The following is a 23797-nucleotide window of genomic DNA, read 5'->3' as shown; positions in this document are numbered from 1 at the left end:
GTGAAGAGAAGATTATCGCAGTTACCGCAGAGTACGGTCGAAGAGGACATACGTGGTCGATATCGGAGGCACCCCTATGAATCTTGCCCTGACAGAGGAGGAAGCCGCATTTCGCGACGAGATGCGGACGTTCTTCACCACCGAGATTCCCGCGGAGATCCGCGAGAAGAACCGGGTGGGCATCGAACTGAGCCGTGAGGACATGGTGACGACGATGCGAATTCTCAACGCCAACGGCCTCGCGGTCCCGCACTGGCCCAGCGAGTTCGGTGGCAGGGATTGGACGGCAGTACAGCATCACATCTGGCTCGACGAGATGCAGCTGGCATCGGTTCCCGAGCCGCTCGCGTTCAACGCGTCGATGGTCGGGCCGGTCATCGCGACGTTCGGTTCGCAGGAACAGAAGGAGAAGTTCCTCCCGAAGACCGCGAATCTGGACATCTGGTGGTGTCAGGGATTCTCGGAGCCGGAGGCAGGTTCGGACCTCGCGTCGCTGCGGACGACGGCACTGCGTGACGGAGACGACTACATCGTCAACGGGCAGAAGACGTGGACGACGCTGGGGCAGTATGCGGATTGGATTTTCGCGCTCGTGCGGACGAATCCTGATGCGCCGAAGAAGCAGGCAGGTATTTCCTTCCTGTTGATCGATCTGCAGACGCCGGGCATCACGGTGCGCCCGATCAAGTTGATCGACGGCAGCGTCGAGGTCAACGAGGTGTTCTTCGAGAACGTGCGCGTTCCCGCGGAAAACCTTGTGGGCGAGGAGAACCAGGGCTGGAGTTACGCGAAGTTCCTGCTGGGGAACGAGCGGACGGGTGTCGCCCGCGTCGGCCACACCAAGGTTCGGCTCGAGCGCGCGAAGGAGTACGCGGCGGCGACGAAGGTCGGCGAGGGTACGTTGCTCGAGGACCCGCTGTTCGCGGCGCGGTTCGCGGAGCTGGAAAACGAGGTTCTGGCACTGGAACTGACTCAGCTGCGATTGGTGTCGAGTTCCGCCGACGGCAAGCCCAACCCGGCGTCGTCGATTTTGAAGCTCCGCGGTTCGGAATTGCAGCAGTCCGCGACGGAGGTGTTGATGGACATCGCCGGTCCGGATTCGTTGCCCTACGAGGCCGGTGACGACATCGAGAGTCCCGGCTGGGCTCAACGTTCGGTTCCGACGTATCTGAACTATCGCAAGGTCTCCATCTACGGTGGCTCCAACGAAGTTCAGCGGCAGATCATCGCGTCGACGATTCTCGGACTGTGAGGGTAGGGCAATGGATTTCGAACTGAACGAAGAGCAGAAACTTCTCCGCGACACCACGCGTGAGGTGCTCACCCGCGCGTACGACACCGAGAAGCGCAACAAGATCGTGGCCGCTGATCCGGGGTGGTCGACGGACGTGTGGAAGCAATTGGCCGAGGTGGGGTTGCTCGGGTTGAGCTTCAGCGAGGACGACGGCGGCATGGATGCCGGTCCGGTCGAGATCATGGCCGTCATGACCGAGGTGGGTCGACGGCTCGCCCCGGAGCCGATTCTCGACGCCGTCCTCCTTCCCGGTGGGCTGATCTCCGCGGTCGGTTCTGCCGATCAGCGCAAGCGTGTGCTGCCTGGGGTTTCGGAGGGATCGACGTTGCTTGCGTTCGCGCACAACGAAACCGGCAGCCGGTGGCCCGACGTCGAGGTGAAGGTCGCTGCGACGGAGGACGGTGGATCCTGGTCCTTGAGTGGTGTCAAGAATCCGGTTCCGCACGGCGGTTCGGCGAACGTGATCGTGGTCAGTGCGGCGCTTCCGGGCGGCGGAACGGGACTGTTTCTGGTCGACGGTGACGCAACGGGTCTCGAGCGAAAGAGCTACGTGACGCACGACGGCGGCCGGGCGGCGCAGCTGTCCTTCACCGACGTCGCGGCCGAGCCGTTGGGTGACGGATCGGACGCGAGTGCTGCGATCGTTGCTGCCGAGGTCAAGGCGCAGGCTGCCCTGGCGGCCGAGGCTGTCGGCGCGATGGAGGAAGCGCTGCGTCTGACGACCGATTATCTGAAGCAGCGCAAGCAGTTCGGCGTTCCGCTCGCCAAGTTCCAGGCGCTCACGTTCCGCGCCGCGGACATGTACGTGCTGCTCGAACTGGCGCGCAGCATGTCGCTGTACGCGACGATGAACCTGGCCGACGACGTGGTCGATCAGACGGTGGCGTCGCGCACGAAGCTGCAGATCTCGCGGTCGTCGCGCAAGATCGGGCAGGAAGCGATCCAGTTGCACGGTGGTATCGGCGTGACCGCCGAGTACCCGGTGGGTCATTACGTGTCGCGGTTGACGGCGATCGAGCACACCTTCGGTGGTGCGGACGAGCACCTGCGCATTCTGTCTCGCTGATCCCACGTGCGCGGAAATGTAGGCCCTGGCCTACATTTCCGCGCACAGCGGAGTCAGGACGCGTCGACGATCAGGTCGACGACTGCACCCGGGTTGGACACGAGGATCGCGTGCGAGCCCGGGACCTCGGTGATCTCTGCGCCTGCGCGTTCGGCCATGAACTTCTCCGAGGCCGGCGGAATGATCTGGTCCTGCTGGGGGATCAGTGCGTAGCTCTTGGTGTCCGCCCAGGACGGCGGTTCGCTCGGCTCGATCAGGGCGGTGGCCGCGATCGACTTCTGGCTCGCGATCATCTTCGCCGCCTGCTCGTCGCTGACGTCGGGAGCGAAGTACTGCTTGAACAGACTCGGCGAGATGTAGCCGTCCACGTTCTTGCCGAGGATGTTGGTCGAGTCGTCGACGATGCCGAGGCCGAGCACCGGCGGCAGCAGCGATGTCAGACCGAAACGGAACGGGTCGAGTGCCAGCGCGGCGGGTTCGCCCGCGGCGGGTGCGAAGGCCGCGACGTACACCAAGGATTCCACGTTCGACGCGTGCACGTTGGTGATGACCGAGCCGCCGTAGGAATGCCCGACGAGCACTACGGGCCCGTCGATGCCCTGGACGACCTTCTCGACGGCTGCGGAGTCGTAGCCGGGCCCACGGAGCGGGTTGTCCGGAACGACGACGTCGTATCCCCGAGCGCGTAGGTCTGCTGCGACGCCGTCCCAGCTGGAGGTGTCGGCGAAGGCGCCGTGGACGAGCACGACGGTGGGCAGGTCCTGCGCAGCTGCGGTTCCTGTGCCGAGCAGCAGGCTTGCTGCCAGTGCCGCGGTGGCAGCGGCGACTTTGGATCGAGTGAACTTCATGGGCGGGATCCTCTCGTAGGGAGTGGACCCAAATCTAGGCCACTGCGCCGGTGCCGGGACTCCCGGCAGATGTTCGTTCCATGTTGGTGTGACGTACCCGCGCTATTTTCCTCTGGAGTCTTGGCTAGGGTTGAGGAAGAGGACCACGCGATCAGCGTGCCCACCACGGCCGATCGGAAGCGAGTTACCGATGAAGGCTCGGACGGCGGAGTATCCACGCCCGAATCACTGCTTGTTGCACGTCAGCGATACCCATCTGGTTGCCGACGGAGATCTGTACGGCGCAGTGGACAGTACTGCCAGGTTGACCCGTCTTCTCGCCGACGTCGAGGCGTCCGGTGTTCGCCCCGACGCGTTCGTCTTCACGGGGGATCTGACCGATCGAGGGGAGCCGGGCGCGTACGACACCTTGCGCCGCCTCGTCGAACCCGTTGCCGACGCCTTGGGTGCGACGGTCGTCTGGGCGATGGGCAATCACGACGATCGGGCGACGTTTCGGTCGCGGCTGCTCGATCAGGAGCACGCGTCGGGGTCGGTCGATCGTGTCCACGACATCGACGGCCTCCGCGTGATCACCCTCGATTCGACGGTCCCCGGCGCACATCACGGTGAAGTGACGGCCGCGCAGTTGGATTGGCTCGCCGATGTTCTCGCCACCCCGGCCGAGTTCGGGACCATTCTCGCCATGCATCATCCTCCGGTTCCGACGGTGCTGGATCTGGCGGTGCTCGTCGAACTGGTCGATCAGCACAGGCTGGCCGACGTGGTCCGCGGCACCGATGTTCGGTCCATCATCGCCGGGCATCTGCATTATTCGACGACGGCGACGTTCGCCGGAATTCCGGTGTCGGTGGCGTCGGCGACGTGTTACACCCAGGACTTGAGTGTGGAGCCGGGCGCGATCCGTGGCCGGGACGGGGCCCAGGCGTTCAACCTGGTGCACGTCTACGACGACACCGTCGTGCATTCGGTGGTGCCGATAGGCTCGTACGACACCGTCGGCGAGTACGTCTCGGCCGACGAGGTCGCACGGCGGCTCGACCGCGCGGGCGTGACGATTGCCGACAGCACTCGCCACTCGAGAGTGGACGTCTAGTTCACTCGGCCCGAGCCGAACTTTCCCACGGCGCGACGATGGGGAAGTAGCGGTCGAGGAACTCGGTGACGCGATGGGTGCGCACTTCGAGATCGACCTCCGGAAAGCTGCCGTCGTTGAGACAGAAGAAGTCGACTGCGCGTTTGGGCAGCATCGATTCCATCCGGTGGAGACCGGCGTATGCCGTGGTGTCGATGTAGGTGACCTTCGCGTCGCGTTGCACCACCGCTCGGCCGCTCATCAGGGCGTAGTAGTGGTAGAGCGAGTTCGTCACCGAGATGTTGGTGCTCGCACGGAACACGCTGGCCGCGGTGGACGCGAACTCGTCGGGAAACTCGTTCTCCATCTCCTGCATGACGCTCTTGCGCAACGGGGTCGCTGCGTGTTCGAGGTGGCGGGTGGTCGTCATGCCGAATCGGTCCTGTAGGAGCCGACGGTTGACGCGGGCGGCGTTCTCGAATCCGCTCCGGTCGGCGTCGTTGTAGCCCAGTCCGATTCGGATGGGGGCTTCGATGAACATGCTGATGCCGCCGGGGGAGAAGAACATCTGCGGTCCGACGGGTCGACCGAAGAACATGTCGTCGTTGGAGTAGAGGAAGTGCTCGGACAGTCCGGGGATGTGGTGCAGCTGGCACTCGACGGCCTGTGAATTGTGGGTCGGCAGTACGGACGTGTCGACGAAGAAGGTCTCGCTCGGCACGAACGTGACGCGTGGATCGTCGGCGAGCCACGACGGCCGGTCGGAGTCGGTTGCGACGAAGATTCGCCTGATCCACGGTGCATACATGTGGATCGATCGGAGGGCGTACTTCAGCTCGTCGATCTGACGGAAGCGTGCGGCGGACGCGTCCCCCTCGCCGACGACGTAGTTCTGCATGCGCTTCGCGCGTTGAGCCTGGAATTCCGCCGACGAACCGTCGACCCAGGAGAACACGATGTCGATGTCGAAATTGATGTCGGACGCGTGGTCGGCGAACATGTTCTCGATGGTCGGCCACGTCTTGCCGAACCGGTCGACGGTGCCGCGTACCGCTTCCTCCGGTTTGATCGTTCGGCGGGTCAGAGAGTTCTCGACGGGCAGAACGATGTCCGACGCCGAGATGTCCCACAGTTCGATCTGTACCGCGGTGGACGCGCCGTAGTTCAAACCGCTCGTCGGTTCTGCGCGGGGTCGGAACAACCGGAAGATTCGTGCGTTGGGTGAGTCGTCGAGTCCTCCGTCGGCGACGAGCACTGCCTTGCCGCGTTTGACGTCGACGGTCTTGCAGTAGAACGGCTCGGCGGTGCATGCCGCCACCAGTGCGTCCCGAAGAGCAGCGCGACGCGAATCGTCGATGGCGACGACCGGACGTTCGTCGTTTCCTCGCACCAGGAGGTACGGGATCGCTGCGTCGTCGAGCACGGCCCGAACGAACAGAAGATCCTCGACCATCGCCTGGTGAGGCGTCGTCGAGGTGATCTTCAGTGCGAACCGACCGCCGAACGGAACGATGTCCGCGCGGCCGGTGAGGCGTGCAGTCGTATCGGCCGACGCGCCGAGGACGGGTTCGTCCGAGTCCTGCTCGGGAGGAACGAGGTAGATATCGTGCGGAGCGGACGTCGAGGTGATGGTGAACCTTCCGGAGGTGGCGTGCGAGCCGAGGACCCCCGGAGCAGTGTGCTCAGTGTATAGCCGACCGGGCCGGAAGGACGCGGACGGCGATCAGCAGGCCTGCGCAGACGCCGAGGACGTCGAACACCGCGTCGAGTGCCGACCCGCTGCGCCCCAGTGGAAGCAGAGCCTGGAGGACCTCCGACGCCGCCGCGAACGCCACCGTCCAGGCGAGGGTCGCCCGCACGGTGATACCGGCGAATCGCGACGAGTACGCCAGCGCCGCGAACAGGAGGAAGTGAATGATCTTGTCGCTGTGCTGAAAACCACTGGGCACGCCGGACGCCGGTGTGAACAGGATGATCATCGCCGCCGACAGCGACACGGCCAACGGGGCGTAGTACTTCAGCGGCATGTACTTCAGCGGCATTCGGTCGAGTCTAGGTGCGTTCCGTCGGCTGGGAGCGACGCAGGAGGACCACCGTGTCGGTGCGCTCGGCGGGTGTGCCGTCCGGGTCGATTCCGGGACGGGCGCGGTCCTCGGCGACGACCGTCGTCCACTGGTCCTCGTCGAAGAGGGCAGTGATGGTGTCGACGCCGAACAGCATCTGCGCGTGCTGGTGGTGCGACGCGAGGTGGTCGTTGGGGCTGTGCCCGACGATAAGCAGGTGCCCGCCGGGCGCCACCGCGGTACCGAAACGCTGGAACGCGGGGCCGACCTGATGGGGAGGCAGTTGGAAGAAGTGCGCAGTGACGAGGTCGTACCGTTCCTCGGGCTCCCACGTCAGCAAATCGCGGTGCAGCCACGTGATGGTGCGGTCGCCTTGTGTCTCTCGGGCGCGCTCGATGGCAACCGCCGAGATGTCGGCGCCGGTCGGCGTCCACCCGTTGTCGGCCAGCCAGCGTGCGTCGCCGCCCTCGCCACTGCCGATATCGAGCGCAGTTCCCGGGGTGAGCTCGGAGGCCTCGGTGATCAGGACGGGGTTGGCGTTTCCGCTCCAACGCTGCGCCTGCTCGGTGTAGAGATTGTCCCAGAAGGCCTGATCGAACACGGGCTCGTCATGTGTGTGCATGAGTCCAGGGTGCAACTCCTGTCGAGATTCCGCAACACCGTTTGCTGTTTCGGCAACACTCACATAGGGTCAGAGGTCTATCAGCACCTTTCCGACGGTGCCGTTTTCCACGGCATCGTGGGCAGCTGCGGTGTCTGCCAGGGAGAAGCGGTGCAGAGGTAGGCCCGCGTCCTCACCCACCTCGAGGACGCCGGCTGCAGCAGCGGCTGTGACGTCTTCTTCGGCGGCTTTCAGCGCGTCTGCACCGACGGTGTAGAGCAGCACGAACTGGTAGCGGGCGTTGGTCACCATGTTCGGCCGAATGTCGAGGGTGAAGCTGTCGCCGCCGTTGTTGGCGTATATCGCGATCGATGCGCGGTTCGCGGCGACGGCGGCGTTCAACTCCGCGTTCTGCGCGGGCGCGACCTCGACGATCAGGTCCACTCCGTTCGGTGCGATCGCGCGGATTTCGGAGGCGGCGTCGCCGGTCTTGTAGTTGACGACGTGGTGGGCTCCCGCGGCTGTCGCGAGGGCGGCCTTCTCGGGTCCGCTGACGGTGGTCACGACGGTTGCTCCTGCCCATCGGGCCAGCTGGATCGCCGCGTGCCCGACGGCTCCGGCGCCACCGGCCACGAGGACCGTCTTGCCGTCGAGGGCGGAGGGGTGCAGTCGTGTCGGTCCGTCCTCGGAGACCGTCAGGGCGCGGTGAGCGGTCATCGCGGGTACGCCGAGGGATGCGCCGACGTCGAAGGAGACGTTCTCGGGTAACCGGACGACGTGGTCGGCGGACACGACGGTGTACTCCTGGGCGGTGCCGGAGGGGCGTTGGTACTGGGAAAGATAGAGCCAGACGCGGTCGCCGTTGGCGAGGCCTTCCACTCCCGGTCCGGTGGCGTCGACGGTGCCTGCGCCATCCTGGTTGGGGGAGACCTCGTCGAAGGCGAGTTCGCCGGTCGCGCCGCTTCGGTTCTTCCAGTCGGTGGGGTTGACGCCGGAGACGGCGACCTTGACGCGCACTTCGCCTGGTCCTGGTTCGGGGATGTCGCGGTCCTCGAGGGTGAGTACGGATGAGTCGCCGGTCCGGGTGTACCTGATTGCCTTCATGCTCGGTGCAACGGGCGCACGGGTGATGGAAATTCCGGTGACAGAATTCATCGTGGGGTATGCATGAGATGTGCCGACGAAAGGATGCTCGTGAATCACGCCGAAGTACTGGTGGACGCTTTCGAACGTGTCAAGGGTGTCGTGCACGACACCCTCGACGACATCCCGGAGCAGGCCCTGACGTTCCGCGCCGACTCCGAGGCCAACACGGTTGCGTGGTTGATCTGGCATCTGACGCGTGTGCAGGACGATCACATCGCCGGGGTGGCGGGTTCCGAGCAGGTGTGGACCGCCGATGGCTGGAGTGACCGGTTCGCGCTGCCGTTCGACGACGATACGATCGGTTACGGGCAGTCGTCCGACGACGTCGCAGCGGTGGCGAGCAGTGCTGATCTGCTGCGCGATTACCACGACGCCGTCCACGCGAAAACTGTTGCTTACGTGCAGTCTCTGGGTGCCGAAGATCTGGATCGGGTGGTCGACGACAATTGGGATCCGCCGGTGACCCTCGGTGTTCGTCTCGTTTCGGTCGTCTCCGACGATCTTCAGCACGCAGGCCAGGCTGCCTACGTTCGGGGGCTCGCGGAAAGAGCGTGATCGACAGCAGGTTTCGGAAATCCGAGGGACAGGACGAATCCGACGGCGAGTAGTCCTGCGCAGGCGAGCAGGGCGAGGCTGTATCCGTGTACGAGGTCGGCGGGCTGGGAGCTGGTTGTCGCTCCGGCCGCGACTGACACCAGCACGGCGAGACCGATGGATCCACCGATCTGACGCGACGTGCTGAGCAGTCCGGACGCCATTCCGACCTCGTCGGGCGGTAGGTCGGCGGTCGCGATGTTGGACAGTGGCATGAAGCTGAGTCCGACGCCGACGCTCAACAGGATGGATGGACCGAGCAGTGTCGCAACGAAATTGCCCTCGACGTCCATCAGCGAGAACCAGAACAGTCCGGCGGATGCCAGGGCGGTGCCGACGGCCAGGAGCGGCTTGGCGCCGATGCGGGTGAGCAGTGCGGTGGAGACGACGATCGCGAACACGAGGCCGACGCAGAACGGTAGGAACGCGATGCCGGTGCGGGTAGGGGAGTAGGCGAGTCCGCGTTGTAGGTACAGAGATACGAAGTAGAAGCCACTGAACTGTGCTGCGCACAGGACGCACATGATGATGTTCGCCATGGCGATGCGTGGTCGACGCAGGGTGGTGAAGCGGACGAGGGGCTCGGTGGCGCGCGTCTCCGCGAGGACGAAAGCGACGAGAAGCAGGACGCTCGCGCCGAACCCGAGAAGCACGTACGCGTCCGTCCATCCGCGCGACTCGGTCTGAATCACGGTGTAGGCCAGGAGCACTATGGCTCCGGTGGCCAGTACGGCACCTGGAACGTCCAGGCTGCCCACGCGCTCGTCGGTGTGGTGCGGCATCCCGATATAGGCGGCGATGCCTGCGATGACGGCGAACGGCACTGCCGAGAACATCACGAGCCGCCAGTCGACGGCGTCGGTCAGCAGTCCGCTGAGAACCACGCCGATGGCGCCGCCTCCGGCGGATGCCATGGCGCCGATTCCGAAGGCCTTGGCGCGTTGCTTGCCGGTCGGGAACGCCGAACTCAACGCGGCCAGGCCTGCAGGGGCGATCAGTGCTGCGCCGAGGCCCTGTACGGCACGCGCGGCAACGAGCATCCAGGGCTGGGTGGCCAGCGCGCCGAGCACGCTCACCACTCCGAAGACGGTGAATCCGGCGAGTAGCACCGCGCGGGTGCCGACGACGTCGCACAGTCGCCCGCCGAGCAGCAGCAGCCCGCCGAATGCGAGGGCGTAGGCGTTGACGACCCAGGACAGGTCGGCGTCGCTGAATCCGAGCGAGGACTGGATGTCGGGAAGCGCGACGTTCATGACGGACATGTCGAAGGCGACGAGGAACTGGGCGAGGGCAGCCGAGGTCAGAATCAGACCCGGACTAAATATACGGTCTCTCATAATTAATTAGGATTACCTGATTCGGTTTCGGATGGCAACACCGTCGACTCGTGGTTCACTGAAACGGTGAGCACACGCACCCCGCGCCTCGGGCGTCCCCCGACGGTCTCTCGCGAGCAGATCGTCGCCGCGGCGAAGGCTCAGCTCGACGCCGGCGGTATCGACGGATTCAGCATGCGGTCCCTTGCAGCCGACGTCGGCGTCTCACCCATGGCGATCTATCGGCACGTCGGTGATCGTGAGCAGCTTCTGTCCCTCGTGCTCGACGAGGTGTCCGAGTCGTTCCCGTCGATAGATCTGCCGCAGGAACCGCGTCGGCGAATCGTGGTGCTCATCGGAGACGTGTTCGACGTGCTGGTCGCCGATCGCTGGATCGCCGACGTGTTGCGCACCGGCAACAGGGGCGGCGCGGGCGCATTGTGGCTGGTGGATCGAATGCTCGGTGCGGCTGGGGAACTCGGTCTCACCCCGGGGGAGTCGATGGTGATGTACCGAGGGTTGTGGAACTACACTCTCGGCGCCGTGTTGAACCTGGCGTCGGCGCAGCCTCGTGCTGCCGACGATCCGTCGCCGATGACGGTGCGCGTGCAGCAGATCGGGGCCGCCGAGCTCCCGCATCTCGTTGCTGCTTCCGGGATCGACCTGCAGTCGAGCGCCAAGGATCTCTACATGCAGGGCATCGAGTTTCTGCTCGACGGCTACTTGCGGGCGAAGTGAGTTCGCAGGTTCTGCAACGTCTTCCGGATGTTACGACGCTGGAACTCGGGGAAGGTCTTGCCGCTCGTGACGATCTTGTCGAACACGAATGCAACTGCGTCGGGCCATTTCCGGCGATCGTCGGTCCAGGTTTCGGTGACTTTCGTTCCCTGAGGCGTGGGCTCGAAATCGTATCGCCACGTCGCGTTCGCGCCCTTCAGGCGAGGAGATTTCACGCCGATCGCGAAGACTCGAAACTCGAACGTCTTCCCGGGGTCGGCGACGGTCACCGTCGAGCGTGTCACCCACTGCGCCCGGCCCCGCTTGTTGCGGCCGTCGAATTGCATTCCCACGTAGGCGGAGTCGCGCGGGTCGAGCACGACGGCGCCGAGGTTCTCGGGACTCCACGATCCCATGTGTGTGGGGTCGCTGATCGCGTCGTACAGTTCCTCGGCGGTGGCGTCGACGACGATGCTGTCGGAGACGGTGAATTCGCGCGTCATGACGACGTTCCCTTTCGAAGGCCCGGATGGCTGCGGGCGAGGACGGGTACCAGCAGTGTTCGCGGCGTGACTGCCGCGAAGATCGATGCGACGCGGTTGATCAGTCCTGGGATCGCCACCATCTGCCCCTTGGCCATTCCGTCGACGGCGGTCTTCGCGACGGCATCCGCGGGCACCCACATGACGGGCGGCAACGCTGCTTCGGCGTCTTCCTTGGCGAATCCGGCGGCTTCGCCGAAACCGGTGTCGACGGGGCCGGGGCACAACGCCGTCGCGGTGACACCGGTCCCTTTCAGTTCGCCGCTCAGGCTCTGGGTGTAGGAGAGCACGAAGGCTTTGCAGGCGCCGTATCCGGCCTGTCCGGGGAGCGGCTGGAACGCTGCGGTGGAGGCGACGTTGAGCACGGCCCCGCGTCGCCGAGCGGTCATTCCGGGGAGGAATCGACTGCACAGGTCGGCGACGGACGCGACGTCGACCTCGATCATGTTCAGCTCGGCGTCGGGATCCGAGGCGGCTACGGGGCCGAGGGTGGACAGGCCCGCGTTGTTGACGAGGATGTCCGGGACGAGCCCGAGGTGCTCGATCCGCTGCAGCAGGTCAGCCCGGTCGGACCTGACCGACAGATCGGCAGGAAGAACCTCCGCGCGGACCCGAGCGCTCAGTTCGTCCGCCAGCTCCCGTAACTTCTCCGCCCGTCTCGCGACGAGGGTGACGCCGTGGCCCCGCGAGGCGAGTTCGCGTGCGATGGCTTCGCCGATGCCCGACGAGGCGCCGGTGACGACGGCAGTGCGGTCCGGAGCGGGACGGGGAAGGCTCATGTGCACCACCGTAGCGTCTGTGAACTTTCATTCGATTTGAAAATTCGAGATAGGTTAGCCTATGGTCAATCAATGATCATCGCCTCTCGCCGGCGCGCTGCGGCGCTGTCCGGACTCGTCGCTACTGCGTTGGTTCTTGCTGGGTGTGGGTCGACCGAACCCGCGGAGTCGGACACCTCGGGCGATTTCGCCGCCGTCACGATCGATTCTGCGCTCGGCCAGGCCGTCATCACCGAGAAACCGGAACGCATCGTGACACTCGGCATGGGATCGGCCGAGACGGCGATCGCGCTGGGCACCGTTCCCGTCGGAGTCGAGGAATATCCGTGGGGAAGTGACGATTCCGGGTATCTGCCCTGGATCGACGAGGCGCTGGACGACGACCGGTTGCCGCAGCAGTTCACCGGCGGAACCGAGCTGAACATCGAGGCGATCCTCGCGCTCGACCCGGATCTGATCCTGGCGCCGTGGTCGGGAATCACGCAGCAGCAGTTCGACGCACTCAACGGCTTCGCTCCCGTGGTCGCGTACGAGGAGCAGCCGTGGACCATCACCTGGGAAGACCAGATCTCCGTGATCGGCAAGGCCATGGGTGAGCAGGAGCGCGCGGCGGAGGAGATCGACAAGATCAAGAGCCGGTTCGCCGACGCCACCGCCTCGCATCCGGAGTACGAGGACGTCTCGTTCTCCTACATCTACAACACCGGCCCCGGCACGCTCGGTGTGTTCCTCGCGGAGGAGCAGCGGGTCGCGATGGTCCGTGCACTCGGACTCCAGGTCGATCCCGTGGTCTACACCCTCGACGAGACCGAGGGCACCGATTCCGCGGTCATCGGGCTCGAGAACGCCAACCTGTTGAACGATTCGGATCTGATCTTCACGTTCTACTCGGACGCGCAGAACCGCAGCGACACCGAGGCACAGCCGGCGTACAACCAGATCCCCGCGGTGAATCGCGGATCGGTCGTGGCGCCCACCGAGCAGCCGTTCGTCACGGGCTCCTCGATCATCAACCCCCTGACCGTTCCGTGGGCGCTCGAGCGATATGTCCCGATGATCGACGAGGCCATCGCGAAGCTGCCCGCTCAGGGGTGACCGAGCTAGGAATCCCGTTCTTCCTTGAACCGATTCCACTCACTGCGCAGCATCCGGTTGTCGATGATCCACCCCATGTAGTCACGCATGTTGAGCACACGGAGATACGCCGGCCCGCTCGGGTCGGCGTATTTCAGTGCTTCGGTGGCCAGTGCGCGCTGATTCTCGAGGTAGGCATGTTCGGTTTCGAGGAATCCGCCCCAGACGTCCGCGTCCATGACGTAGTAGTGCGTCCGATCCTTCGGTCGCCGAACCTGTTTGACGAATCCGCGCGTGATGAGGCGTCGGATGTAGTTCGATACCGATCCGCGTGAGGTGTTCAGAGCCTCGGCGAGTTCGGCAGCGCTCACACCCGGTGTCTCGTCGATCAGCAGATATCCCATGATCCTGCCCTCGATGCGCGACGCCCCGCCGGACTGCCAGTAGTCGGCGAAGCGCTCGACGAACCACTCGGGGAATCGACCGTCGTTCATCGATGATTCTCTCGTTCCAGCACGGAACGATTGTGTCAGAATACCTCTCGCTGTGCCTCCTGCTCGAGGACCTGGTCGAGGTCGGACAACCTGTTCATCGAGGACACCTGGCGTGCGGTTCGGTGGTTGTGAGACAACCGATCTCGATGGCGGTGCACGAACGCCCAGTATCCGGCCGTGAACGGGCACGCGTCGCGCCCGAGTCGCTTCTTGGGGTTGTACTCGCATCCACCGCAGTGATCGGTCATTCGGTTCAGATAGGCGCCGCCGGATGCATACGGTTTCGTGGCGATGAGACCGCCGTCGGCATGCTGGCTCATGCCGATGACGTTGACGGGCATGACCCACGCGAACCCGTCGACGAAGGCGGTGGCGAACCACTCGGTGAGGGCGCGAGGGTCGTAGCCGCGCTGCAGTGCGAAGTTGCCCAGGATCATCAATCTCGGGATGTGATGCACCCAGCCGCGGTCGCGGAGTTCGGACAGCGTGTGCGCCAGGCAGGCGGCGATCGGCTCGTCACCGTCGAGGTCGGTGAACCACTTCGGCAGCGGGACGTGAGCATCGAGTTCGTTCCGATCGAGATACTCGGGACCGAAGTGCCAGTACAGATGCCACACGTACTCACGCCATCCGAGTATCTGCCGGACGAACCCCTCGACCGACGCCAGCGACGCGTCGCCGTCGCGCCACGCCTTCTCGGCGGCCTCCGCCACGTCGATCGGCTCGAGCAATCCCATGTTCAGCGGCACCGACAACAACGAATGCGCCATCGTCCAGTCCTGCGTCATCACGGCGTCCTCGTACTTGCCGAAGTCCTGAAGTCGGTAGGACACGAAGTGCTCCAAAGCCTTTCGTGCCTCGGCTGCAGTCACCGCGAACAGTCGGGGGCCGTCGTTGCCGACGGTGTCCAGCTCCATCGCGTCCAGATCTGCGCGTACCTGCTCGTCGATGTCGTCCTCGGTCGGCCACCACGGCGGGTCGACGCCGAGCGTCGCCTGCTTCTTCGGCGGTGGCTCACGGTTCTCCTCGTCGAGATTCCAGACACCCTGCACCGGTTCGTCACCGGACATCAGGATCTCGAAGCGTCGCCTCTGATCGCGATAGAAGGTTTCCATCCGGAACTGGTGACGATTACCTGCCCACTCCGCGAAATCCGCTCGACTCAGCGCGAACATCGGCGTCGGCAACACGTCCTCGACGAGACCTTCCTGGAACAACCCGTCGACGAAGGCCTCGGCTGCGTGCGATGTCGGCTCGAAGACCACGACGGGCTTGCCGAATTGTTCGAGCGCCTCCCGATAGGTCTCGGTTCTGAGATAGGTCGCGCGGTCTCCCAGCTCGTCGGCCAGGTGCCTCATCCCGGACAGCACCAGGTGGAGCTTCTGCCGGTGGAAAGGCCGTCGTCGGAGCACGCGTGCACTCTCGATCAGCAGAACCTCGCGGTCACGGAAGTCCGGCGTGGAATGGAAATGCGGACCGAGTTGATCGCCGAACAGCCAGAGCGGGGAGTTCATGCACGGCAGAATGCTCCCATCCATAGGCCTGCAAACCCGCTCGCTGTGTGCGGAACTGTGCGCGATACAGGGAAGTGGCCTGCACTGGCGACTGTCATCGCCACGATCGATCCGAAGGGCGGCGTCGGGAAGTCCACGACGACTGCCGCCGTGGCCGAGCGCATCATCGCGACCGCCGGTGTGTATCCGTAGTCAGAATCTTGCTGATCGCAACCGGTGACGGAGGCAGCGGCGGCTCCTAGCCTTGGTCGACGTGACCGTCGATCTACCCCGGAATCCAGGATCAGCAGTACGTGAGAGCGCACATCCGCTCGACGACGCCGTGCGGGAAGCGCTGCTCGGCGAGCATGCGCGTTTCGCGCAGTGGCGAGGCCGAATCGGTCGCTATCACCCTGATGTCGCGGGACACCTCGGGCACCCACAGCAGCTGTCGACGCAGGACTGGGACGACCTGGCCGGCATCGTCGGTCCCGGTGAGGAGACCTCGGTCCGAGGGTTCGGTCACGAGGTACCGGCAGGGTGGGAGGTCGTCGGCGGGTTCGATTCGGTGCAACTCGACGGGTCCGCGCTCGCCGTCGACCACGACCCCGACGCCGTCGTCCTCGGCGCCGACGACGTCCCGGACATCCTCGATCTCGTCGGCCGCACCAACCCCGGCCCGTACCGCATCCGGACCGTCGAGATGGGTCGGTACGTCGGAATTCGGGTCGACGGTCGTCTGGTCGCGATGGCGGGAGAGCGACTTCACCCGCCGGGATGGACCGAGATCAGTGCTGTCTGCACGGACCCGGCCTTTCGTGGTCGAGGTCTGGCCACGAGGTTGGTGCGCGACGTCGGTGCAGGCATCGTCGACCGCGGCGAGACCCCGTTCCTGCACGCTCTCGCGTCGAACGTGACGGCGATCAGCCTCTACGAGACGCTCGGTTTCAAGCTGCGCAAGCGTTCGTATGTCACTCGGGTACGCACACCGGCAACGGATCGGTGAATTTTCCGCCGCTGTGGCCAGCCCGACTTGACCGGGGCCCGAAGTTCGCATGAACTGGCTCGGTGATCGTGAACGAGGGCGTGTCCAGACGAGGGTTTCTTCGATCGTCGACGGTTGCGCTCGCAGCTGCGGGGGCAGCGTCGGCGTTGCCTGCCGTGGCGCACGCTCAGGGTGAGGATTTCGTACCGTTCCAGCACGGCGTCGCGTCGGGGGATCCGACGCCGGATGCGGTGATTCTCTGGACTCGTGTCACTCCGGAGCCCGGTGCAACCCCGGGCTCGGGCCTCGGCCCGGCCACGACCGTGCGGTGGCGCGTGGCCACCGACCCTCAGTTGACGAACCTCGTCCGCAGCGGCGCTGTGACGACCGACGCCGGGGTCGATCACACCGTCAAGGTGGACGTCGACGGGCTGACGGCGTCGACGACGTACTACTACAGCTTCGAGATCGCCGACGGTGACGCCGCGGGTGTGCAGTCGGTCGTGGGTACGACGTCGACGGCTCCGGCGAACGACGCGGACGTCGAGCGAATCAGGTTCGGTGTCGTGTCCTGCTCCAACTGGGAGTCCGGGTACTTCGGTGCCTACCGACATCTGTCGACGCGGACCGATCTGGACGCGATCATCCACCTGGGCGATTACATCTACGAGTACCGCACAGGAGAGTTCGCCGGAAAGAACGGCGTCATCCGCGTCCACGATCCGGTCCACGAGATCGTGAGTCTCGCGGACTACCGGACCAGGCACGGCCAGTACAAGAGCGACCCCGACCTGCAGGCCGCGCATCTGGGGGTGCCGTGGATCTGCACCTGGGACGACCACGAAAGCGCGAACGACGCCTACGACGGCGGAGCCCAGAACCACCAGCCGGAGACCGAAGGGCCTTGGAACGTCCGCAAGGCCAACTCCGTCCAGGCCTACTACGAGTGGATGCCGGTACGAGCGGCGGGAACACCGCAGAATCGGCACCTCTACCGCAGACTCCGCTTCGGCAATCTGCTCGAGTTGTCGATGCTCGACCTGCGGACCTACCGATCCAAACAGGTTTCGCCGACGGCGGGAGCCGAGGTCGATTCACCCAACCGCACCATCACCGGTGCAGACCAGATGCAGTGGCTCACCGACGGCCTGATCAGCTCACCGACCCGCTGGAAGATCGTCGGCAATCCCGTCATGATCACCCCGGTGCTGGTCCCGCCGCTCGAAAGCGAAGCTGCGCGGGCGTTGACCGGGCTGCTCGGCATCCCCGAAGGCGGAGTGCCCTACATGGCCGACCCCTGGGACGGCTACACCGCCGACCGCAGGAAGCTGCTCGCCGCCATCGCGGACAACGGCGTGAACAACACCGTCTTCATCACCGGCGACATCCACTCCGCCTGGGCATGCGACATCCCTCAAGACGCTGCTCGCTACTTCGAAACCGGTGGCGTCGCGACGGAGCTCGTCGTCACCTCCGTGTCCTCGGCCAACGTCGACGACCTCACCAAGACCCCGCCGCATACCCTGGGCCGAGTCGCGGAGGCCGCGCTGACCACCCTGAACCGACACATCCGATACGTCGAACTGGACAGCCACGGGTTCGGAGTCTTCGACGTCACCCCGTCGGGCGTCCAGATGGACCACTGGTTCCTCGACGCCAAGGAGGACCCGCTCACCGGAGTGTCCTGGGCAGCAGGCTTCACCGTCGGCGACGGCATCGCCCGCGTCGACCCCGCTCCACTCCCCGTCCGCTAGCTGACCCTCTCCTTTCGGACCGAACGTACCGTTCGGTCACTCTGAGTGAGCGAATGTGCCGTTCGGTCACCACGGGCGGCATACTTGCATCATGGCTGTACCGAAGATTGTGCTGTTCTACGTGTTCACTCCGCTGCCGGATCCCGAGGCGATTCGGCTGTGGCAGCACACCTTGGCAGCGTCGAACAACCTCACCGGGCGCATTCTGATTTCGGAGCACGGCATCAATGCGACGGTCGGCGGTGATGTGGAGGACGTCAAGAAGTATGTCCGCGGCACCCGAAGCTATGCACCGTTCAAGGCAGCCGACATCAAGTGGTCGGAGGGGCTGGGGGACGATTTTCCGCGCCTGTCGGTGAAGGTTCGGCCGGAGATCGTCACGTTCGGGGCGCCGGAGGAGTTGAAGGTCGACGAGAACGGCGTGGTGGGCGGGGGAGTGCACCTCAGTCCGCAGCAGGTCAACGATCTGGTTGTCGAGCGCGGCGATGACGTTGTGTTCTTCGACGGCCGCAATGCGTTCGAAGCGCAGATCGGCAAGTTCAAGAACGCCGTCGTCCCGGATGTGGAGACGACGCGGGATTTCGTGGCGCAACTGGACTCGGGCGAGTTCGATCACCTGAAGTCCAGCCCGGTGGTCACGTACTGCACGGGCGGCGTCCGCTGCGAGGTGCTGTCGTCACTCATGCGTTCCCGCGGATTCGAGGAGGTCTACCAGATCGACGGTGGAATCGTCCGGTACGCAGAGACTTTCGGCGACGATGCATTGTGGGAAGGGTCGTTGTACGTGTTCGACAAGCGGATGACGGTCGACTTCTCCGACCACACCGAGGTGATCGGGAGATGCACGGTGTGCAGCAACCCGACCTCGAGATATCAGGATTTCGACGGCGACGACGGGCGGGGCCTTCGCTTGGTATGCGTGGACTGTGCCTGAGCATTCACAGCCTCCTCTGCCGTATCGGGACGGTCTCGCGCCGTTGAGAATCCGCCTTCCGCACGACGACTCGTCCGTACTCGTTCTCGACTACCTGCAGCGTGAGCATCCCGGAGACGACTGGGTGACGATGTTGACCGGCGGCGAGGTGGTCGACGAGAAGGCTCGGCCTTGGACCGTCGAGAGTCGTTACGCACCAGGGAGGTTCGTCTACTTCCATCGCGTGCCGGCACCCGAGACTCCGGTGCCGTTCGAGCTCGACGTTCTGTACGACGCGGAGGGCATCGTCGTCGTCGACAAACCGCATTTCCTCGCGACGATTCCTCGCGGAATGCACGTCACCGAGACCGCGACCGTCAGACTGCGTCGCCTCCTCGGTTGCGAGGACCTGACGCCCGCTCATCGTCTGGACAGAGCGACGGCAGGAGTGTTGATCTTCACCCGCTCGCGGGAGCTTCGGCGTCCGTACCAGGAACTGTTCTCCTCGCGGGCAGTGCTCAAGGAGTACGAGGCAGTCGCTGGATTCGATCCGTCTCTGGAATTCCCCCGGGTGGTGCGCAGCCGGATCCTGAAGGATCACGGTGTGATGGTCGCCCGCGAGGAACCGGGGGAGCCCAACAGCGAGACCCGCATCGAACTCGTCGAACGGTTCGGTGACACTGCTCGCTACCGGCTCTTCCCGCACACCGGCCGTACTCATCAGCTTCGGATTCACTTGTCCTCTTTAGGTATTCCCATCAAGGGCGACGCGTATTATCCGGTTTACCGGACTGCCGCCGACGATTTCGACTCGCCGTTGCAGCTGCTCGCCCGTGCGGTGGAGTTCGACGACCCCATCACCGGTGGGCGTCGCAGATTCGTGAGCCGGCGGACCCTCGCGGGCTGAGCCGGAGTCGAGCCGCCGCAAGAACAAGACGCAGATGAAGAAACCTTCATGTGCGTCTCATGGGTACGTCATGGATTCCCGGCATAGTTCTACCCATGCACTCCTCCCGACCGCTCGCCGTCGGCGCGATACTCGCAGCCGTCGCGTTCGTCTTGGCGGCAAGTTTCCTCCTCACCCGCGCCCCTGATCCGGAGTTGGATCCGGCGCCGGTGGTGGTGAGCGTCGTACCGACTGCAACCCAGCCGACTGCGACCCAGCCGACCACGACCCAGCCGGCCCCGCAGCCGCCGACCGAGCTGCCGCCACCGCCGCCTGCCCCTGCCCCAGCCCCAGCGCCTGCTCCCCAGGCTCCCGCGCCGGCTCCTCAGGCACCGGTGATTCCGTACGACGACGACTGGGACGACGACGGCGACGACGGTGGGGACGACGATGACGACTGATACGACAGCTCCCGACTCGACTGCTCCCGATTCGACTGCAGTGACCAGGCGCGGATCCTCCCTTCCGGCTCGCTGGAAGATCACGGCCTGGATCATGCTGACGACGCTTCTGCTTCTGGTCGTCGTTCTGGTCACGGCTCGTAATCTGCTGCTGCGTGACGTCGACGTGCGAGCCAACGACGACATCGTGCAGGAGGCAGACGAGTTCAGGACGTTCGCCGCGGAAGGCGTCGACCCGACGACGACGCGCCCGTTCGTGTCCGTCGAGCGGCTGCTCGAGGTCTATCTGGCGCGGCAGTCGCCCAGCCTCGGTGAGGTGATGATCGGAGTCGTCGGCAACGACGTCGTCGGACAACCTCGTGGGGATGTCCCGGACGCGTTGATGCAGGATCCGGGACTGGTGCGTTCGTCGATCGACTCGGCGCAGCCTGCCGGCGTCGTCGAGACGGTGTCGGGTCAGATGCGCTGGGGACGAGTCGATGTCGACGACGTCGCCGGGACGGGCGGAACGTTGTTCGTTGCGGTGTTCACCAAGTCCGGACGCGACCTCGTGGGCCGCACGATGCAGACGATGGCTCTCGTCGGCATCGTCGGATTGTCGCTCACGGCAGGCGTCGCGTATCTGGTGGCAGGCCGCATCCTGGCACCGGTGCGCACCGTGCGTACCGTTGCCGCGGAAATCGGTGAGACGGATCTGACCGCGCGGGTGCCGGTGCACGGTCGTGACGACATCGCCGACCTCGCCGAGACGTTCAACGCGATGCTGGATCGGCTCGAGAGCGCCTACACGACGCAACGCCAGTTCGTCGACGACGCCGGCCACGAATTGCGGACCCCCATCACGATCGTCCGCGGGCACCTCGAGCTGATGTCCGATGACCCCGACGAGCGGCGCAAGACGTTGGCGTTGGTGGACAGCGAGCTCGGACGAATGGGCCGGATCGTCAGCGATCTGCTCATGCTGGCGAAGGCGGAGCAACCGGACTTCGTCGTCCGCAAGACCGTGGACGTAGCGCAGTTGGTCCTCGACATCGAGTCGAAAGTGCAGACGATCGGCGTTCGGCAGTGGTTGCTGATGGAGGTCGCGGAGGGAACGTGCAGTCTCGACGCGGAACGTGTGACGCAGGCGATGGTGCAGATGGCCGCCAACGCGGTGGGACACACCGCGGTCGGGTCTCGAATCCGGCTGGGGTCGCGCTTCGACGGCGACGGAGACGGAAGGGTCTTCTCGTTGTGGATCACCGACGACGGCCCCGGTGTCCGGCCCGAGGACGCGCCGCTGATCTTCGAACGATTTCAGCGAGGGTCTCCGGCCGATCGGACGACGCCGCAGCAGCGCTCGGGTGCGGGACTCGGCTTGGCCATCGTCCGAGCCATCGCCGACGCGCACGGCGGGTCCGCCTGGGTGCGCAGTGTGCACGGCGAGGGCGCGACCTTCGGCCTCGACCTGCCGAGCCCGGGACACACCGTCATCACCGAACAACCGTACGACGACACCGCCACGAAGGAGATCTCATGAGCCGCATACTCATCGCCGAGGACGATGTGCACATTGCGTCGTTCGTCGGAAAGGGCCTGCGCGCCGCTGGATACAGCACCGAGCATGTCGCCGACGGTGAGACGGCGCTCATGATGGCCCGCGAGGGCGGGTTCGACATGGTGGTGCTCGACATCGGGCTCCCGTCGATGGACGGCTTCACTGTTCTTCGTCAACTTCGGGGTGAGGGCGTGAGCACTCCGGTCGTCGTCCTGACGGCCCGTGACAGTGTCCGAGACACCGTGGCCGGACTCGAAGGCGGCGCGAACGATTACATGACCAAGCCGTTCCAGTTCGCGGAATTGCTTGCACGCGTGCGCTTGAGATTGCAGGACGACGTGTCGATCGGTGCGGAGTCGTCGCTGGTGCTGCGGGATCTGAGCTTGGACCTGCGGTCTCGCCGAGCGCAGATCGGCGATCGGGTGGTCGATCTGACGGCACGTGAGTTCGCGTTGCTCGAAGTCTTTCTCAGACATGCCGACCAGGTGCTCTCCCGGGAGCAAATTCTGGGTCAGGTGTGGGGTTACGATTTCGATCCTGCGTCCAACGTCGTCGACGTCTACGTTCGGGCGCTGCGCTCGAAGATCGGTGCCGAGCGTGTGGAGACGGTGCGCGGCATGGGATATCGATTGCGATGACCGAGACACGTTTCGCAACAACCCCGCCCACCAAGCTCGGCCGCACCGGGCCCAGTCGCCCGAGGATGCGGATCCCCGCGCCGACGCTGCCCATTGCGCTCAGCGGTGTCGTCGTCCTGCTTCTCTGCGTTCGCGTGGTGTTCGCCGGTGTCGCCGGGGACCTCTCGTTCGACGGAACGGTCACGGTGCTTGTCTTCCTCGTCGCGGTGTGGATGTGGATTTTCGCGCCGGTGGACGACACGTACGTCGCTCTCGGCGCGGCACTCACTCTCGTCCTGGCAGGTCCGGTCGACGCCGAGACGTTCACCGGCACCCTGGGCGACACCGTTATCTGGCTGTTGGTCGGATCCTTCGTCATCGCCGCAGCAGTCACGGCGAGCGGACTGGCGTCGTGGGTCGCCGCGCGGGTGTTGTCCGCGGCACGCACTCCGCGCCAACTCGTCCACCTCGTGACCATCGTTCTGCTCGTCACCACCTACGCGATTCCAGCGACGTCGGGGCGGGCCGCCCTCGCACTCCCGGTGTTCCTGGCGTTGGCCGCGGTCCTGCGGCACCGTCCGAAATTGGTGCTGGCCTTGGCGATCGTATTTCCGTCGGTGATCCTGTTCTCGGCCGTCGGTTCACTGCTCGGTGCAGGAGCGCATTTGATCACCAGCGAAATCCTGCGGACCGCCACGGGCTCGGGAATCGGCTTTCTGCAGTGGATCCTCCTCGGTCTTCCTCTGGCGATCGTGTGGTCCCACATCGCGGCCGAGATCGCGCTGTCGCTCTTCACCGACCGATCCGAGCGTGCACATCCGATCACGCTGAGCACGAACGCATTCGGTGTCAGCTCGGCCGCACCCCTCACCAGGCCGCAGCGTCGGCTCGTCGCGTTGCTCGGCGTCGTGATCGTGCTGTGGTCGAGTGAACCGCTGCATGGCATCGACCCGGCGATCGTGGCGATGATCGGAGCGCTGTTGGCGGCGGCTCCGCGCCTGGGTGCTACAACGCTGCCTGCCGCGCTCAAGACCATTCCGTGGTCGCTGTTGCTGTTCATGGCAGCGACGCTGTGTCTCGGTGTCGCCCTGACTACCAGCGGTGCCGCCCAGTGGTTCGCCGACCTTGCGTTCGGCCCGGTTCGCGGAATGGGCGGGTCGGCAGCCACGTCGTTCGTGGTGGTCGTGGTTCTGGTGTCGCTGGTGTCCCACTTGGTGATCCAATCGCGTTCGGCTCGGTCCGCGGTGCTCGTCCCCATCGTGATCGCCACGGCACCTGCCTTCGGAATCGATCCTGCTGCAGCGGCATTCGCATCGACCGCCGCCGCGGGATTCTGTCTGACTCTCACCAGTTCTGCCAAGCCGGTTGCCATGTTCGCTGCCTCGGACACCGTCCCCGGCTACTCCGGATCACATCTGCTTCGGATGTCCGCTGCCCTCGCTCCGGTATCGGTGGCGCTGATCCTCGCCTGCGCGTTGTGGGTCTGGCCCGCACTCGGGCTGTCCCTGCATTCCTGATCGTCCACGTCCCCAGAGGAGAACC

The 23797-nt window shown here is 65.1% G+C and carries 25 protein-coding genes; 15 read left to right on the top strand and 10 right to left on the bottom strand.

Annotated elements, in window-relative coordinates:
• Nucleotides 1-76 precede the first annotated feature (76 nt).
• Together CH290_RS28940 and CH290_RS28935 are read left to right on the top strand one after the other, a co-directional pair.
• On the top strand, nucleotides 77-1252 hold the full coding sequence (locus CH290_RS28940; RefSeq protein WP_019665318.1) for an acyl-CoA dehydrogenase family protein: 1176 nt from the start codon (nucleotides 77-79) through the stop codon (nucleotides 1250-1252).
• Between the two features lie 10 nt (nucleotides 1253-1262).
• Complete coding sequence (locus CH290_RS28935; RefSeq protein ID WP_020113079.1) at nucleotides 1263-2360, top strand: acyl-CoA dehydrogenase family protein; 1098 nt, start codon at nucleotides 1263-1265, stop codon at nucleotides 2358-2360.
• 53 nt (nucleotides 2361-2413) lie between these two features.
• Here CH290_RS28935 and CH290_RS28930 read toward each other — a convergent pair whose 3' ends face one another.
• Nucleotides 2414-3208, bottom strand: coding sequence for an alpha/beta fold hydrolase (locus tag CH290_RS28930; RefSeq protein WP_019665316.1), 795 nt, complete (start codon nucleotides 3206-3208; stop codon nucleotides 2414-2416).
• 190 nt (nucleotides 3209-3398) lie between these two features.
• Here CH290_RS28930 and CH290_RS28925 point away from each other — a divergent pair, with 190 nt between their 5' ends.
• On the top strand, nucleotides 3399-4304 hold the full coding sequence (locus CH290_RS28925; RefSeq protein WP_019665315.1) for a phosphodiesterase: 906 nt from the start codon (nucleotides 3399-3401) through the stop codon (nucleotides 4302-4304).
• Nucleotide 4305: 1 nt separating this feature from the next.
• Here CH290_RS28925 and CH290_RS28920 read toward each other — a convergent pair whose 3' ends face one another.
• From CH290_RS28920 to CH290_RS28905, 4 genes are all read right to left on the bottom strand, one after another.
• A complete protein-coding gene (locus CH290_RS28920; RefSeq protein ID WP_019665314.1) occupies nucleotides 4306-5736 on the bottom strand; it encodes a stealth family protein in 1431 nt (476 codons plus the stop codon).
• A gap of 229 nt (nucleotides 5737-5965) precedes the next feature.
• Nucleotides 5966-6325 (bottom strand): VanZ family protein, encoded by a 360-nt coding sequence (locus CH290_RS28915; RefSeq protein WP_033188083.1) that lies wholly within the window; start codon nucleotides 6323-6325, stop codon nucleotides 5966-5968.
• Nucleotides 6326-6335: 10 nt separating this feature from the next.
• Nucleotides 6336-6968: a class I SAM-dependent methyltransferase gene (locus CH290_RS28910; protein ID WP_033188084.1), complete on the bottom strand. Its 633-nt coding sequence runs from the start codon at nucleotides 6966-6968 to the stop codon at nucleotides 6336-6338.
• Nucleotides 6969-7037: 69 nt separating this feature from the next.
• Nucleotides 7038-8102 (bottom strand): NADPH:quinone reductase, encoded by a 1065-nt coding sequence (locus tag CH290_RS28905; RefSeq protein WP_019665300.1) that lies wholly within the window; start codon nucleotides 8100-8102, stop codon nucleotides 7038-7040.
• A 33-nt stretch (nucleotides 8103-8135) separates the two neighbouring features.
• Here CH290_RS28905 and CH290_RS28900 point away from each other — a divergent pair, with 33 nt between their 5' ends.
• Entirely contained in the window at nucleotides 8136-8648 is a 513-nt protein-coding gene (locus CH290_RS28900; RefSeq protein WP_033188085.1) for a mycothiol transferase, read from the top strand.
• Here CH290_RS28900 and CH290_RS28895 read toward each other — a convergent pair.
• The gene (locus CH290_RS28895) at nucleotides 8618-10024 is read right to left on the bottom strand and encodes an MFS transporter (protein ID WP_080748583.1); all 1407 of its coding nucleotides are present in this window, start codon (nucleotides 10022-10024) and stop codon (nucleotides 8618-8620) included. The genes CH290_RS28900 and CH290_RS28895 overlap by 31 nt on opposite strands.
• A 66-nt stretch (nucleotides 10025-10090) precedes the next feature.
• Between CH290_RS28895 and CH290_RS28890 the strand changes: the two genes are divergently transcribed.
• On the top strand, nucleotides 10091-10741 hold the full coding sequence (locus tag CH290_RS28890) for a TetR/AcrR family transcriptional regulator (protein WP_019665297.1): 651 nt from the start codon (nucleotides 10091-10093) through the stop codon (nucleotides 10739-10741).
• On the opposite strand, the gene CH290_RS28885 is transcribed toward CH290_RS28890, so the two are convergent.
• Entirely contained in the window at nucleotides 10723-11223 is a 501-nt protein-coding gene (locus CH290_RS28885; RefSeq protein WP_019665296.1) for an SRPBCC family protein, read from the bottom strand. The two genes, CH290_RS28890 and CH290_RS28885, sit on opposite strands and share 19 nt — an antisense overlap.
• Nucleotides 11220-12041 (bottom strand): SDR family NAD(P)-dependent oxidoreductase, encoded by an 822-nt coding sequence (locus CH290_RS28880; protein ID WP_033188108.1) that lies wholly within the window; start codon nucleotides 12039-12041, stop codon nucleotides 11220-11222. The genes CH290_RS28885 and CH290_RS28880 overlap by 4 nt, the downstream gene beginning before the upstream one ends.
• Nucleotides 12042-12113: 72 nt before the next feature.
• On the opposite strand from CH290_RS28880, the gene CH290_RS28875 reads away from it, so the two are divergent.
• On the top strand, nucleotides 12114-13136 hold the full coding sequence (locus CH290_RS28875) for an iron-siderophore ABC transporter substrate-binding protein (protein WP_033188086.1): 1023 nt from the start codon (nucleotides 12114-12116) through the stop codon (nucleotides 13134-13136).
• 5 nt (nucleotides 13137-13141) lie between these two features.
• Here the strand turns inward: CH290_RS28875 and CH290_RS28870 are convergent, their stop codons facing one another.
• On the bottom strand, nucleotides 13142-13609 hold the full coding sequence (locus tag CH290_RS28870; protein WP_020113066.1) for a GbsR/MarR family transcriptional regulator: 468 nt from the start codon (nucleotides 13607-13609) through the stop codon (nucleotides 13142-13144).
• Nucleotides 13610-13644: 35 nt separating this feature from the next.
• Nucleotides 13645-15123, bottom strand: a complete 1479-nt coding sequence (locus CH290_RS28865) for a cryptochrome/photolyase family protein (protein WP_033188087.1) — start codon at nucleotides 15121-15123, stop codon at nucleotides 13645-13647.
• Nucleotides 15124-15180: 57 nt separating this feature from the next.
• On the opposite strand from CH290_RS28865, the gene CH290_RS31020 reads away from it, so the two are divergent.
• The 9 genes from CH290_RS31020 to CH290_RS28825 all read left to right on the top strand — a co-directional run bounded on the left by CH290_RS31020 (nucleotide 15181) and on the right by CH290_RS28825 (nucleotide 23772).
• Nucleotides 15181-15315 (top strand): ParA family protein, encoded by a 135-nt coding sequence (locus tag CH290_RS31020; protein ID WP_141216195.1) that lies wholly within the window; start codon nucleotides 15181-15183, stop codon nucleotides 15313-15315.
• Nucleotides 15316-15367: 52 nt separating this feature from the next.
• On the top strand, nucleotides 15368-16108 hold the full coding sequence (locus tag CH290_RS28860) for a GNAT family N-acetyltransferase (RefSeq protein WP_019665290.1): 741 nt from the start codon (nucleotides 15368-15370) through the stop codon (nucleotides 16106-16108).
• A gap of 62 nt (nucleotides 16109-16170) precedes the next feature.
• Complete coding sequence (locus tag CH290_RS28855; RefSeq protein ID WP_020113065.1) at nucleotides 16171-17841, top strand: alkaline phosphatase D family protein; 1671 nt, start codon at nucleotides 16171-16173, stop codon at nucleotides 17839-17841.
• Between the two features lie 91 nt (nucleotides 17842-17932).
• Nucleotides 17933-18775, top strand: a complete 843-nt coding sequence (gene trhO, locus CH290_RS28850) for an oxygen-dependent tRNA uridine(34) hydroxylase TrhO (protein WP_033188088.1) — start codon at nucleotides 17933-17935, stop codon at nucleotides 18773-18775.
• A complete protein-coding gene (locus CH290_RS28845) occupies nucleotides 18768-19661 on the top strand; it encodes a pseudouridine synthase (protein ID WP_033188089.1) in 894 nt (297 codons plus the stop codon). The genes trhO and CH290_RS28845 overlap by 8 nt, the downstream gene beginning before the upstream one ends.
• Nucleotides 19662-19756: 95 nt before the next feature.
• On the top strand, nucleotides 19757-20101 hold the full coding sequence (locus CH290_RS28840; protein ID WP_019665286.1) for a hypothetical protein: 345 nt from the start codon (nucleotides 19757-19759) through the stop codon (nucleotides 20099-20101).
• Nucleotides 20091-21620: a sensor histidine kinase gene (locus CH290_RS28835; protein WP_230620847.1), complete on the top strand. Its 1530-nt coding sequence runs from the start codon at nucleotides 20091-20093 to the stop codon at nucleotides 21618-21620. Before CH290_RS28840 ends, CH290_RS28835 begins: the two co-directional genes overlap by 11 nt.
• Nucleotides 21617-22276, top strand: coding sequence for a response regulator transcription factor (locus CH290_RS28830; protein ID WP_019665284.1), 660 nt, complete (start codon nucleotides 21617-21619; stop codon nucleotides 22274-22276). Before CH290_RS28835 ends, CH290_RS28830 begins: the two co-directional genes overlap by 4 nt.
• On the top strand, nucleotides 22273-23772 hold the full coding sequence (locus CH290_RS28825; protein WP_033188090.1) for an SLC13 family permease: 1500 nt from the start codon (nucleotides 22273-22275) through the stop codon (nucleotides 23770-23772). The genes CH290_RS28830 and CH290_RS28825 overlap by 4 nt, the downstream gene beginning before the upstream one ends.
• Nucleotides 23773-23797 lie beyond the last annotated feature (25 nt).

Source organism: Rhodococcus sp. 06-156-4 (assembly GCF_002259345.1).
Classification (GTDB): Bacteria; Actinomycetota; Actinomycetes; order Mycobacteriales; family Mycobacteriaceae; genus Rhodococcoides; species Rhodococcoides fascians_E.
Note: the sequence above shows the minus strand (reverse complement) of the source record. Positions and strands in the feature narration are given on the sequence as shown.